Below are 12,979 nucleotides of genomic sequence, written 5' to 3' on the forward strand. Positions count from 1 at the left end.
TTACCTCCAGTTTGACTGCAGACCAATTATCCACTCGGCCCTGACTTCAACTGATTTCCTCTCAGAACCTTGATCAAGAATGATTTCCCCAAAGACACTTTTAGGGGGAACTTTAACATAATTGTCTTCATATATAACGGGCGCTCGATTCTTTAAGTTTCTAATGAGACATTTATGGAACTCTATCCCGCCAATTGGCTCTTTTGAGCTTTTTTCGACCTTTAAAAGTATTGGCGGCCCACCCTCTGGGTCGAGAATCGAGCAATCCATAAATCGAACTTTGCACCCACTCTCCGGCTTGTTCACAATGAACAGTCCGCCGTTTCGTCCGCCGCGGAAATTACAATTCACAAACTCGACTGTTCCCTTGACAGCATCTTCCTTCGAGTTACCTGTAGCAAGAAATACTGAGTGATTATTGCCGATTGACGTGCAGTTCTCAATTCGAATCGACACTGGCTCTGACATCGCTTTTAATGGTGAAAGATAGAACTCGTAACCATCTCCTTGATTATCACGCGCAACGCAATCGCGCATCACAATATTTACAAGCCGTTCGCTCGGTAGGTTTGGCTCAAAATCAATCCCTGCCTGGGGCGGAGTTCCCGCAGTGCCGCACATTATAGTTTTCTCGATTAGGAGATTTTCTGCGTTTATGACACTAATGCCCTGCCGATAATTCCTAATGCATTTCACGTCCCTAATGATTATATTCTTATTCACTTCGCCATTTCGCCCTGAACCAAGGTAGATTCCATCGCCGCCGCTCTCCGCAAGCGTCAAGCCATACACCTTAACATTAGTGCAACCACAAATAGAAAGCACATGACGCCATTCCGCTTTCTCATAACCAGGTCCATCATAATCGGCACGACGCATGCGCAAGACTGCACCGTAGCCAATGAGTGTAATATTCTCCTTGCCGTTCGCGCGAAAAAGGCAATCGCCTTTCCCCTTAAATTCCCCTCGTTTTGCAATGACTTCGACTCCCGGCTCAAATACAATAGTTTGGTTGCTAACCAGCATAATCGATTTAACAATCCACGGCGACCCAACATTATCAATAACCAGCTTTCTGACGCCGGAATTTATCGCATCCTGGATTGCACTAGTTGAATCTGCCGCATCGAATCCCCACCACGATGCCCGAGCAACCTTTACTTTCCCAGTCTTTACAAGGTCAATCATAGATTGGTTTCTTTGGGCTCCAGCCCCAGAAACAAAAAGCAAGCTAATTAGGCACATAATGATAACTCTGTACATACCTCATCCCTCAACAAGCCATTGAAAAGCATCTGAAGAATTGCCAAGTCTTTTGTAGTCAGCCGTTGTTTCTCCAATAACAATGCACAGGCATCACTCAATTGGTAAGATATCACCTTTGACCTCAAGCGCCACTACAGTTGCCACCGGGTCGGGCGCAGTAATTGGGACAACGATGCCAATGCCATTTTCAGTCTTTATTGTTATCAACGGCTTTTCAGGCTGAGCAAGTAGGTATGCCTTCTTTACTTCTCCCTTCATCGGCACGCGTAGCATTTTATCCTTGGGCCAGTCGAAGACATGTAGATAAAGAGTTTTGCCTTTTCTTGTACAACGCCCCCAAGGCAGATTCTTGAACGGACTTGCCGTCGTTCCGTAAATCGCCTCGCCATTTACCTTCATCCACTTACCTATTTCACGTAAGCGGTCTACGCTTGGCTGTGGGATTACCCCCTCTGCTGTTGGCCCAACATTGAGCAGATAGTTTCCACCCTTGCTTGCTATATCAATTAGGTTGCGAATAAGCGTCTCCGTTGACTTCCAGTTATTGTCATAGGATTTATAGCCCCATGTGTCGTTCATCGTCATGCAGGTCTCCCAGTCGCGGTTGGCATAACCACTTTCTGGAATGTGTTGTTCAGGGGTTTCCGTGTCGCCCGGGTAAATTCCAAGGCGATTATTGGTTATGATTCCCGGTTGAAGTTTGGTAAGAGGCAGAAGCATATCAGCCATTTCTTTTGTCATGCCGCACGGCGTATCCCACCAAAGTATTGAGACGCGCCCATAATTAGATAGAAGCTCACGGACTTGGGGCACAGCAATGTTTCGAATATAATCCATCATATCGCCTTCCTGCGCCTCGTCCCAATGCCCTCGGCATGCGCTCCCACCTCGATGATGCCAATCCTGCGCCTGAGAATAGTAGAAGCCTAGTCTTATGCCGTGCCTTCGGCAGGCGTCTGCCAATTCCAAGAGGGGATCACGCTTAAAAGGCGTGGCGTCGTAGATATTGAATGGGCTTGCTTTTGACCGGAACATAGCAAAACCGTCATGGTGTTTTGCGGTGATAACGATATATTTCATCCCTGCCTCCTTCGCCAAGCGAACCCACTCATCGGCGTTGAACTTTACAGGGTTGAACTGCTTTGCCAGCTCAGCGTATTCGGCTACAGGGATTTTTGCAGTGCACATTATCCATTCGCCAATACCAGGGATTTGCTGGCCCTTCCACGTACCCGCAGGGACTGAATAGATTCCCCAATGGATAAACATGCCGAACTTTGCCTCGCGCCACCATTTCATTCGAGCATTTCTTTGCTCCGGAGATTCCTCGGCTACTGCGGTCCCAATTAGTACAATACTTGCAAGAAAACAAGCAAAGAGGACCCTTAAAGTACAATTCATAACCGCTTTCCCCCTCTAAAAAATAAAAATTGCCTCCTATTCCCTTTCGGTGTGCGAATCTGGTTTCCCTCTTCAGAGAAGATACTTAATCGAATATCAAAGGCTGAACTTCTTAGAATAAGCCAGAAGAGGAAGCTTAATAGTGAGAGCTTTTGTGGATAACTTTCTAAAAATTTTCCAATATAACTGCTACCGAAACATGCTCGCCTGGCAGGCGGATGTCAAACTTACCATCAACCAATGTTGCAGCTCCGTTGACCCACTCACCGGTTTTCGTATCGTAGCACCTATACCTTGCGCTTTTTGGGCCGTTTGGCCAAGATAAGCAAATATTCATCCGCTCTGCTTTCGGTGCAGCAACCCACACAAGTGCACATTCCTTCGTGCTGATTGAACATGATACCCAGCCTTCCGGGACCGGCACTTCAACCGTGACTCGATTGCCGACCAACTTTCTCCACGGAACTTCCTTAGCAAAATGACTCATAAGCGCGAGCGTCCGATACATGCCGTCGGATAGATGGTGGGGATTCCGATAGGGCCACCTAAGGCCGCTTCCTGCACCACCAGATGCTAGATGTGCCCATGACATATTATGAAAGACTTCGTTATCCAAGTTCACATCAGCAATCCAGCGGTTAATCGGACCATTCTCGCCGTCAATATATGGGCGATTGTCTTTGATTTGAGAAATTGCATACTCTACACCCTGCTTTTCAGTAAACGCAGGACCTATTGGCTCATCCGGGGCATTCGAGACGCCAATATAAAGGTGAGTTGTAGCGAAATCCATCCCTGGTAAATGATATGCAAGATCATCCCAGCCTTCTTTTGGCATTGGCCGGCCTGTTGAGATGCAAATGAGATGGTTTCTACCCCACTTACTTTTCTCATAATTGCGGACAAAATCGCCAATTTCCTTTGCCCACGCAATGACTTGCTCCGGAGACGCCCCCCACCAATAGTCAGCTTCATTAAGCAGCTCCCAGGCGAAGATTGCGCCAGTATTGCCCCAGCGGTCAATGATGTACTTCCAACGTCGTTTTTGTGCCTCAATCACTTCACGCTTAGTGATGAAATCCACTTTCTTTTCTACCGGTCCGCCATTCTTCACGTTGTAAGGGTTCTCATCCCACCTGTGGTTCATCCAAAAAGTATCCCACGGCGTTATCATCAGCTTGATATCATGCTTTCGCGCCAGCTTTACTATTTCATCAATCCACAAGACGTGTTCTGGCACAAAGACGCCAATGGGTTTCTCTATAAGAGAACTGAGCGGAAGGTCAATCATCATCCTTAGCAGATTTACTCCAGAATCCTTAAGACGCTTGAAAAACTCCTCCGCAACTGCCAAATCATACCCTGGCCTACCAGGTGCACACCTATTGAGCGGCGTCCATTCAGGATTATGATTATAGCCTATTGGGGTAAAGAATCGGCCATCGGAATGTACAAAGTACCGGCCACCAGGGGCAACCCGAATATAATCTTCTTTCGTAGGGTCAACATCAAGAAGAGCCCGTGGAGCCTGCATATAGCAATGAAAATTGTCCCACGCTGCATTGAACCGCCTCTCAAGATCAAAAGCCGCCTCGCCGAGCATGGCTGAGAGCACATCGGCATTTGGAGGAGGCACTGAGAGCCGCTTTCTCCACGTGGTCAAGGACGTTTGAAGAGGGATGGCATTATCCTTTATCTCGGAAAGCCAGGGCGTCCAAAAAGTGGACTTCGCCTCCCACTTAATGTATTGGTTGAGTACGTCCACATCCAAGCTACCCTGCTTGCCAACTGCCGTACGGAGAAGCACAAGGGCCAGACTTTCTTTTTTAGCCGGCTTTGAGTTAATGTCTAAAACTTCCCTTAGATGGGCAATCGGCAAACCATTAGTGCCTACGATTCGAGCAATCAGTCCCCAACCCCCAAAATGCTGGTCAACCTTGAAAAGAATGTGATTGACACCCTCATTAAGCCGAACTTCCAACCGCTCCTCATCACGCTTGACGCCTCGTGTTTGATGGCTTACGTGCAGTAGTTCTCCATTGACCCATACTTTCACGCCATCATCGCTTCCCACCAGGAGATGCGCAGTTATATTTGATTTACTGACAATCCCCGCATAAAGATAGCCAACTGCGGCCTTTGAATTCGGGAAAACTGAAAGCAAATCTATGCCATTCTCTTTCGTGCCCACAGCAAGCCGCCAGGAGAGGGAAAACAACTCCTTGCGACCTTCGATAGGTCGGGCTTTAACCTCTTTGCGAAGGTAATCGGTTTCGAATCCTCTGCAAGCTTTAAAATCCTTGTTATGCGGATTCGGAAATGGACCAGCAACTAGCCACGCGAGTATCTCACCTTCTGGCCCAAGGCGAAGATTGACTACCTCGGCTTGAGCACATCCGACCAATAATAAGGCTAACAACATGAATGCAAATCTCTTCATTCGAGCATCCTTTCAGATTGCTTAAAGGCTCACCTTTGTGCGCATATTTTGGCAACCAATATGCGGTTCTGTCAAGAGAGCAAACTGCTTCGGGAAGGAAGTCTTCAGGAAATTTCAGGATTCAGAAAAGCTGGATGTTTTAAACCTCTTCTTCTTTCGGTACTTCCACATTATACAAGCAACTAACATGAGAGGAGGGACCACAAATGGTGGTTCATGAAAAGTCCATTGTAATAAATGCACCTGTTCACCAGGTATTCCAAATGTGGCAGAATTTCGAAAATTTCCCCACTTTTATGTCGCACATCAAAGATGTTGTGATGCTTGATGGTAGAAGATCGCATTGGAAAGCTAAGGTTGCAGGCCTCGACGAAGAATGGGAAGCAGAAACAACCAAGGTCGAAGAAGACAAAGTAATCGGCTGGAGGTCGGTATCCGGACTACAAAACAGCGGCGAAGTAAGGTTCGAGCCGGTGGATGGAAAAACCCAGCTCACCGTCCATATCGAGTATGAGCCGCCAGCAGGCTTTCTAGGAGATGTGGCTGAGGCACTATACGTAGGCAGCCGCTTCGATTCCGAACTTGAGGAAGATCTCCGACGATTCAAGGCGAAAGTCGAGGGTTGATAACTTTATCCTTATCGGTAGCCTTAGACCAAAACCAGTAAATCTACGGGCACTCGAGCAGCAATTATATGGCATAAATAAAATGGAAGACAATTTGGTCAAGGCTTACCGAAAAAGGCAAATCCGACCGAAAGGCGGAGACGCAAAGCTATGGGTCTAAACCGAATGTGGCGCCGGAAACTGCCGGAGGATGAGTGAAGAATTGAGCTGGCTGCTGCGTTCGGATGACTGCCAGGCTGCCGAAGCAAGCGAAGATTAAAGAGCGCTAGGAATTTCGGCAGCCTGGTTTGCGTTTGGGGATTTTCGGATAAACGGCATGGGGGCTCAAAGGCCATTAGCCAAGGAGGATAAAATGGCTAATGTATGTAGCAACTACGATGTGAGAGGGTGCCCCGCGAGCTTTTATCTAAACTGCCCCGCGTACTTAACCGACCGCAACTGCTGGGACGTCGAAAAAAGACCCTGCTGTCATAAAAGAGATTCTTCCGAATGTCAAACTTGTTGGGTATACCAAACCGCGTTGAAATACTTAAACCAAGAAACAAAAACATAACTACGCAAAGCATTATCTAGCAAGTTAAGCCTAAAGAAAAAAGGCTACTAAACCGACGCTAAGAATGGGAGAAATATACTACTAGGCTTGAATGACCAAGCCAACTTAATTACAAAAGATGAAGAACGAACGACTAGCTACTATCACGTTTGCATTACTTTGGGTTACTATACTGACAGTTTTTTCCTTCGGGTCCCACTATGCCAATGCGCTTGTAGTCCACGCTCTGCTGGCAATTCTTACAAGCATTAAAGGATGTTACCTGTTTCGGCAAGATGGAGGCCGTTCATCAGCCGGCACACTTACTTATGCCGCGGCAATTAATTTTGGAATTGCTGGTGGACTATTAATTGGAGCCATAACCGCCACGTGCCATGCCGGACCTGATGGTAAAACTGTTATTGCTCCAAGAAATAAGTTCGTAGCAAGGTTCATGGGTGGCGCAGTTGCTGGAGCCTTGTCAGCCATCATCTATGCAAAACTTAATGCTCTCATTTGTCCCGCTAATTTCCTTTCGGAAGCAGTCGTGCTGCTTTCGCCTGCAATTGTATGCTTTGCCATAATCACGTTTGCAGAAGCGATGACAACAAAATTGTTGGCAGGGAATTCGCTCCGCGAACGACTAGAGCTTAACGCACCCCCCATGGTCGAATTGGCTTCGGGAATCGCTCTCGCGTTGGGTGTCCGCGTGCTCTATGAACTTTACTCATGGGATCCAATGCTCCTTGTCCTACCAATCGTCTATTTAGCAAAGCAGACATACATGGAGCTTTTACCACCCCAAAAATCCATCCCTAGCAGTGCACTTCCAAATAAACTTGCGGACGTATACCTGTCAACTCTCCAGTCAATAGTCACCGCCATCGATGCAAAGGACCGCTTTGCAAGGTCTCATACGGCAAACGTCGAGTCAATCTCCGTGGCAATCGCACAAGAAATGGGCTTGTCCCCAACCGAAGTCGAAGGAGTTCGGACTGCGGCGCTCCTCCACGACGTTGGAAAGCTCGGTGTCCCCGAGCATGTTTTGCTGAAGCCAGGAAAATTTGACTCCCATGACATGACAACCATCCAGACACATTCAGCTCTTGGCCAAAAGATACTCGACAGCGTAAGTTTCCCATGGCCTGTCGGTGCAATGATACGTAGCCACCATGAGCGGTGGGATGGCACAGGGTATCCTGATGGCCTCAAGGGTGAAGAGATTCCTTTAGGTGCAAGGATCTTGGCTGTTGCTGATGTCTACGACGCAATGACTTCCAAGCGTTCTTATCGTCCAAGCTATAGCCCCCAGCAAGCCTTGGACTACATTAGAAAAGCAAGTGGCACGCAGTTCGATCCAGCAGTTTTCCGCGCCTTCGAACGAGCGATTGCAAAGGGAAATATCCCCGGCCTAAATAACGAGGAAATCGCCGAGATTTCTGCAAGCCTCGATACAAAAAAACCTGGGAAAGCTGACAAACCCAAGACACCACAAACTAGTGTTGCAGAAGAGCTTTCCAGGGCAAGCCATGAGTTCCTAGCAATGTTTGAGATAGCGCAGACAGCAAGTACAAGTCTCAATCTCGACGAGGTACTAAACCTAATAGCTAACAAGATAAGCAATATGATTGCGTGCTCAACGTGTGTCATATTCCTCAAAGATGAAGAGTCAAACAAGCTTCTAGCACGGATTGCCGTTGGAGTAAACGCTGATTACTTTGAGGGAGGACGCACAATTATAGGCCAAGGTCTTACCGGCGTAGTCGCTGAGACTGGTGAGGGCCTTATAGCCGTATATGACAGAAACGATGTAATGCTCAGACAGCTCTTTGGACGCTGGATTGAACTAAAAAGCGTAATGATAGTACCAATCACACATGGAGACAAAGTAATCGGCACCATAAACCTTTACGATACTAAAGACCAAGCCTTCAGCGAAGAAGACTTCCACATCCTTTGCACGGTTGCCCCGCAGGTAGGTAAGGCAATCCAAAATGCTCTACTCTTTGAGCGCACGAAAGAGTCCGCCCTTACCGATGCCTTGACTGGCTTACACAACGCAAGATATCTTTTTATGCACCTTGAGCAAGAACTAAGCCGGGCAAAGCGCACATTTAAGCCAGTATCTGTTCTTGGCCTTGACCTTGACAACTTCAAGCCCATAAATGACACCTTTGGGCATCAGCAAGGAGATATCGTGCTTTCGGAGATTGGTAAAGTCTTCCTTTCTCAAGTGCGGGATTATGATTTAGTATGCCGGTGCGCTGGGGACGAATTCATTATCGTTCTCCCAGAAACCGAAAAACATGAAGCAATTGAAACTGCCGAAAGAATAAAAGCCGCAGTTGAAGAGTATGTCCCTCACCTTCCTCATGATAAGCCGTTCCGCCTTGGAGTTAGTATAGGCGTTGCAACTTATCCTGAAGATGGTTCGGATGTGCGCACACTCATTGCAAAAGCTGACGAGGCAATGTACGCAGACAAAAGACGCCGAAAAAATATGTGTGCAGCTTAAACAATCTATCATGAAATCTCTGACCGATAAAAAATACGTGAAAATTGATGCACAATCTATGGAAGAGTTTAAGCGCCTCCAGCCTGCGAAGGAAAGCTATATCCTGCTAGCCATCTGCCTAATAGATCTTATGCTGACAATCTGGCTTGTTTCCACACGGAGAGCTACGGAAGGAAATCCTCTAATGGCATTCTACCTTAAAAAGGGCTGGGATTCTCTTATAATTGCTAAAACTCTCTTAGTAGTACTCCCACTCTTTATTGCTGAATGGGGAAGAATACACCGACCAATATTTGTAAAACATGTCCTTAGGTTCGCAATTATCGCATACCTAGTTACTCTTTCTATTGCTTTTATAAACAAAGACATGCTTGCTTTAGAAAGAAAACATACCCAACACCTAACAGCTCCGACTAGGTCGTTCTCCGCCGAATTGCCCTCCCCGAGCCATCACCAGTAACAATTCAACAGCCCACAAAACAAAGGTAATAATCAATCCGGTCAGCCGCTCAGGAAAAAATAGCCGCATAATTATACAACTAGCTTTGGTCTAGCAAGCAAAACTTTCGGTGCTTTCCTAACAACTTTGGCGGCTTTGGGAGTTCGCCAGTGTAAGGTTGTTATACCCAACCGCAAGTAGTAATTGACTGAGTGCATAAGAGAAGAAAATGCCTACACAACAGGCAAAAACGCCAACTGAACCTATGACAAACACAAACAATTGGAACAACATTGCTTGCCAAAAATTCATAGTGATGAGGCTGAAACCTTTAGATAGAGCCTGCCTATAGCGAACGTCTTCCTCGCATAAACCAAGCGCTGTGAAGTTAATCCACAAAGCTAACAGAAGCTCAATTGGAAACAACAATAAACTGTAAAAGCAGGGCAACCAACCAAATATTCCACTTATGGCACTGGGCCACAGGCCGAGCATAAAGCAGTCGCCCCATTTACGAAATCCTTTACCCAGCGGTTCCCAGCCAAACAATCCCGTACGCACATAGTTGAGCATCACCGCAAATGCTCCAACAACCAAAGGCGTTAAGAAAACAGCATACAACAACAGATAAATAAGTCTAAATTCTAGCCTTTGAACAACTAACTTTGAATGAGAAAGAAAAAAAACGTACCTTGGTAAAAAAACCAAACATCCTGCAAAAAACTGAATAAGCACGACGGCTGCCAACATAAAAGGTTTTGCCTTGAAAAGCCTCCAAGCCTGGCCAAACCAAAGGACTATGTCATACTGCGGCCGCCCCGAATGCACGATTTGGTTATGCTGAGGCAATGTTGACCTGTGATTGCCATTTTCGATATCTTGCATGAAAGTTCTCCTTTACAAGGAGTTATTTAAAGTGCAATTCTAGATAAATCTTAAAATTCCTTTTCGTTGCATATTTATCTTCACCAAGACCCTAGTTTAGCCAGAGTGACAAATTTGCGCTGGTTGTATAGTTACAAAAGCCGTGCTATACTAGCTCTACAGCTACCTACTACCACTACTATTATTGAAGGGAGATGTGGAGTTGGTCAGAGCGCTAGTTTTAATGAATGTCCAGAGAGGACAAGTTCCTAAGACCGCCAAACAGCTTGCAGACATGGATGAAGTTGTGGATGTATACTCCGTCGCCGGCGAATACGACCTTGTGGCAATCATCCAGACTGAGGAATATGAACGGCTAGCTGAGGTAGTCACGGAGAAGCTCCAATCGCTAGATACGATTCTCCGCACGACCACACTAATGGCTTTCAGAAGCTACAAGTTTTCGAGTTAATGGGGGGCTAGACATGATCCAAACGGCTTTGAGAAAGTTAACCGTTGGTGAACATCTTTCTGAAGAAGAGATATTTGAAATAATCGGAGGCATAAGAAGCGGCGACATCACAGATGTGCAAATCGCTGGGTTCCTTGTTGCACTGCTGATGAAAGGCCCAACAATCAGGGAAGTAGCTTCAATTGCACGGGCTATGCGGGCAAATTGCGAGCAGATTTCACCAAAAGTAGACGGTGACTTAATTGACACATGCGGCACGGGTGGCGGGCGAACAACGTTCAACTGCTCAACCGCTGTTGCCATCGTAGCTGCGTCATCTGGTTTGTACGTCGCCAAACACGGAAGCCGCTCCCTTTCATCGCTTTCTGGAAGTGCGGATGTACTCGAAAAGCTGGGTGTGGCGATTGACCTTACACCAAAACAAGCGGAAAAGCTGATAGAAAAAGCAGGGATTTCCTTCCTCTACGCTCCTAATTTTCACCCAGTTATGCATAAGGTGCTTCCCCCTGAGGCCGCTCTTGGAATTAAGACAATCTTTTACACCATAATCGGACCACTTATCAATCCTGCAGATGCAAAGCGCCACATCTTAGGCGTGTATCGGTTAGACCTTGTCGAAATGGTGGCAGACATCCTCGTCGAGCTTAAGTTCAAGCATGCTCTCGTTGTGCATGGCCTCGACAATCTCGACGAGATTTCAGTAATTGGCAAGACGTCAGTAGCTGAGGTAAAGGACGGCTGGGCAAGAAAGTATGAAATCAAGCCAGAAGACCTCGGTCTTCCCAGATACACTTACGAAGAGCTAGCAGGCGGCACTCCTGAAGAAAACGCAGCAATCCTTAAGGCTATTCTCCGCGGGGAGGAGAAAGGTGCAAGGCGTGACATGGTAGTTGCCAATGCCGCGGCCGCTTTAATGGTTGGTGGCAAAGTTGACAACCTTCGCGACGGCGTCAAGCTTGCCCAACAATTGATTGATAGTGGGGAAGCTTGGAAAAAGTTCGAACAGTTTGCAGCCGAATCAAACCGAATAGCTTCATCATGAAGTTCACGGAAGCGCTTGCGGCGGCTCGAGAAGCCGGCCGCGCACCAGTGGTTGCCGAAATTAAAAGCAGAAGCCCAAAAGAAGGCGATCTCCTTAGAGGCAGAGATCCCTCAACCCTTGCTCGTGCCTATGAAGCAGCAGGTGCAGCATGCATCTCGGTGGTAACCGAGCCCACCCATTGGGGCGGGAGCATGGACCTATTGAGGACAGTCGCAAGCGCTGTCACAATTCCAGTGCTCCGAAAAGACTTCATTAACTCTCCTGCGGACGTCCATGCAACAAAGGAGGCAGGCGCATCATGCTTGCTTCTCACAATATCAAAGCTCGACTGGCATCTCCTCGTCGAATTGCATAAAGAAGCCCACAGGGTCGGACTTGAAACGCTTGTCGAGGCGCACGACGAGGCACAGGTTCGCATGGCTCTGACTTTGGACCTTGACCTACTCGGTATCAACAATCGCGATATAAATATCTTAGAGAAGGATGACGGCACATTCAGCAGAACGCTCGACCTGATACGCTACGTCCCGCACAACGTTCGCGTGCTCAGCGAAAGCTCTATTTCATCTCGCAGTGAGGTTCGCGCAGTAATTGAAGCGGGCGCCCTTGGCGTCCTCGTTGGAACCTCTATCCTCAAAGCGGCAGATCCAGCGGCCGCTGTGAAAAATCTTGTCTCTGCCCTGGAAACTTAACACATGGTTCGCGTGAAAATTTGCGGCAACACCGATGCCGAACAAATAAAAATTTGCGTAGAAGCCGGCGCAGATTGCGTGGGCTTCGTGGTGGAATATCCTATCTCGGTGCCATGGAATCTAACGCGAGATGAGGCGGCTGACCTTCTCTCGCTTGTTCCCCCATTTGTGACCAGAGCTGTCGTTACAGGCGGCTCTGCTGAGTTCGTCCTGGGCATTGCTGACCACCTTCGTCCTGAAATAATCCAACTGCATACCGACAACCCCATCCATGAGACAGCAGAAATTGCAAAAAAGCTAACCAAGCGTGGCATCCGCCTAATACGTGCCCTTCGGATTGACGTGGCGACTGGTAAAGCAGGCGGAGAGATTGAAGACCCCATTTCGGCAGCTCGTGCCCTCGAAAATACAGGCATTTCTGCATTATTGTTGGACGCACATACGGCAGATATGCCCGCCGGCACCGGCATCACTGTAAGCTGGGATATCGCAAAACTAATCCGCGAATCAGTAACTGTCCCCATCATCCTGGCGGGGGGACTAAACCCAAGTAACGTCAGAGACGCTATTAAAGCAGTCAGGCCTTATGCGGTAGACGTCATCACCGGCGTTGAAGCATCACGCCGAGTAAAGGACCCCGTGCTCGTTCGTGAATTCGTTCGCCGTGCGAAGACTATAGAATGAGGAGCA

General features: G+C 47.5%; 11 protein-coding genes and 1 riboswitch. Of the genes, 7 read left to right on the forward strand and 4 right to left on the reverse strand.

All coding sequences use genetic code 11. The features are described 5' to 3' along the window. The 3 genes from QHH26_04710 to QHH26_04720 all read right to left on the reverse strand — a co-directional run bounded on the left by QHH26_04710 (position 1) and on the right by QHH26_04720 (position 5,107). The gene (locus QHH26_04710; GenBank protein MDH7481266.1) at positions 1-1,263 is read right to left on the reverse strand and encodes a right-handed parallel beta-helix repeat-containing protein; all 1,263 of its coding nucleotides are present in this window, start codon (positions 1,261-1,263) and stop codon (positions 1-3) included. Positions 1,264-1,356: 93 nt separating this feature from the next. After that, positions 1,357-2,667: an alpha-L-fucosidase gene (locus tag QHH26_04715; protein MDH7481267.1), complete on the reverse strand. Its 1,311-nt coding sequence runs from the start codon at positions 2,665-2,667 to the stop codon at positions 1,357-1,359. Positions 2,668-2,833: 166 nt separating this feature from the next. After that, complete coding sequence (locus QHH26_04720) at positions 2,834-5,107, reverse strand: hypothetical protein (GenBank protein MDH7481268.1); 2,274 nt, start codon at positions 5,105-5,107, stop codon at positions 2,834-2,836. A 206-nt stretch (positions 5,108-5,313) separates the two neighbouring features. Between QHH26_04720 and QHH26_04725 the strand changes: the two genes are divergently transcribed. The 3 genes from QHH26_04725 (at position 5,314) to QHH26_04735 (ending at position 9,240) form a co-directional block, all read left to right on the forward strand. Next, on the forward strand, positions 5,314-5,733 hold the full coding sequence (locus QHH26_04725) for an SRPBCC family protein (protein ID MDH7481269.1): 420 nt from the start codon (positions 5,314-5,316) through the stop codon (positions 5,731-5,733). A 106-nt stretch (positions 5,734-5,839) separates the two neighbouring features. After that, a riboswitch (cyclic di-GMP riboswitch) is annotated at positions 5,840-5,977 on the forward strand. 427 nt (positions 5,978-6,404) lie between these two features. Further along, positions 6,405-8,780: a diguanylate cyclase gene (locus tag QHH26_04730; GenBank protein MDH7481270.1), complete on the forward strand. Its 2,376-nt coding sequence runs from the start codon at positions 6,405-6,407 to the stop codon at positions 8,778-8,780. A gap of 10 nt (positions 8,781-8,790) precedes the next feature. Next, a complete protein-coding gene (locus QHH26_04735; protein MDH7481271.1) occupies positions 8,791-9,240 on the forward strand; it encodes a DUF5658 family protein in 450 nt (149 codons plus the stop codon). Between the two features lie 117 nt (positions 9,241-9,357). On the opposite strand, the gene QHH26_04740 is transcribed toward QHH26_04735, so the two are convergent. Continuing rightward, complete coding sequence (locus tag QHH26_04740; GenBank protein ID MDH7481272.1) at positions 9,358-9,969, reverse strand: hypothetical protein; 612 nt, start codon at positions 9,967-9,969, stop codon at positions 9,358-9,360. A gap of 331 nt (positions 9,970-10,300) precedes the next feature. On the opposite strand from QHH26_04740, the gene QHH26_04745 reads away from it, so the two are divergent. Genes QHH26_04745 through QHH26_04760 form a run of 4 tightly spaced genes read left to right on the forward strand, consistent with a single transcriptional unit; the run spans position 10,301 to position 12,973 of the window. Continuing rightward, on the forward strand, positions 10,301-10,555 hold the full coding sequence (locus QHH26_04745) for an Lrp/AsnC ligand binding domain-containing protein (protein ID MDH7481273.1): 255 nt from the start codon (positions 10,301-10,303) through the stop codon (positions 10,553-10,555). Positions 10,556-10,568: 13 nt separating this feature from the next. Beyond that, on the forward strand, positions 10,569-11,597 hold the full coding sequence (gene trpD, locus QHH26_04750; GenBank protein ID MDH7481274.1) for an anthranilate phosphoribosyltransferase: 1,029 nt from the start codon (positions 10,569-10,571) through the stop codon (positions 11,595-11,597). Continuing rightward, entirely contained in the window at positions 11,594-12,289 is a 696-nt protein-coding gene (locus QHH26_04755) for an indole-3-glycerol-phosphate synthase (protein MDH7481275.1), read from the forward strand. Before trpD ends, QHH26_04755 begins: the two co-directional genes overlap by 4 nt. Before the next feature lie 3 nt (positions 12,290-12,292). Further along, complete coding sequence (locus QHH26_04760) at positions 12,293-12,973, forward strand: phosphoribosylanthranilate isomerase (protein MDH7481276.1); 681 nt, start codon at positions 12,293-12,295, stop codon at positions 12,971-12,973. Positions 12,974-12,979 lie beyond the last annotated feature (6 nt).

It is taken from the genome of Armatimonadota bacterium (assembly GCA_029907255.1).
Lineage (GTDB): Bacteria > Armatimonadota > UBA5829 > DTJY01 > DTJY01 > JAIMAU01.

Coding starts and splice junctions, on each gene's coding strand:
- QHH26_04735 (MDH7481271.1), top strand. CDS start 8,791: ATGAAATCTCTGACCGATAAAAAATACGTGAAAATTGATGCACAATCT.
- QHH26_04740 (MDH7481272.1), bottom strand. CDS start 9,969: ATGTTGGCAGCCGTCGTGCTTATTCAGTTTTTTGCAGGATGTTTGGTT.
- trpD (MDH7481274.1), top strand. CDS start 10,569: ATGATCCAAACGGCTTTGAGAAAGTTAACCGTTGGTGAACATCTTTCT.
- QHH26_04720 (MDH7481268.1), bottom strand. CDS start 5,107: ATGAAGAGATTTGCATTCATGTTGTTAGCCTTATTATTGGTCGGATGT.
- QHH26_04730 (MDH7481270.1), top strand. CDS start 6,405: ATGAAGAACGAACGACTAGCTACTATCACGTTTGCATTACTTTGGGTT.
- QHH26_04710 (MDH7481266.1), bottom strand. CDS start 1,263: ATGTACAGAGTTATCATTATGTGCCTAATTAGCTTGCTTTTTGTTTCT.
- QHH26_04725 (MDH7481269.1), top strand. CDS start 5,314: ATGGTGGTTCATGAAAAGTCCATTGTAATAAATGCACCTGTTCACCAG.
- QHH26_04760 (MDH7481276.1), top strand. CDS start 12,293: ATGGTTCGCGTGAAAATTTGCGGCAACACCGATGCCGAACAAATAAAA.
- QHH26_04755 (MDH7481275.1), top strand. CDS start 11,594: ATGAAGTTCACGGAAGCGCTTGCGGCGGCTCGAGAAGCCGGCCGCGCA.
- QHH26_04715 (MDH7481267.1), bottom strand. CDS start 2,667: ATGAATTGTACTTTAAGGGTCCTCTTTGCTTGTTTTCTTGCAAGTATT.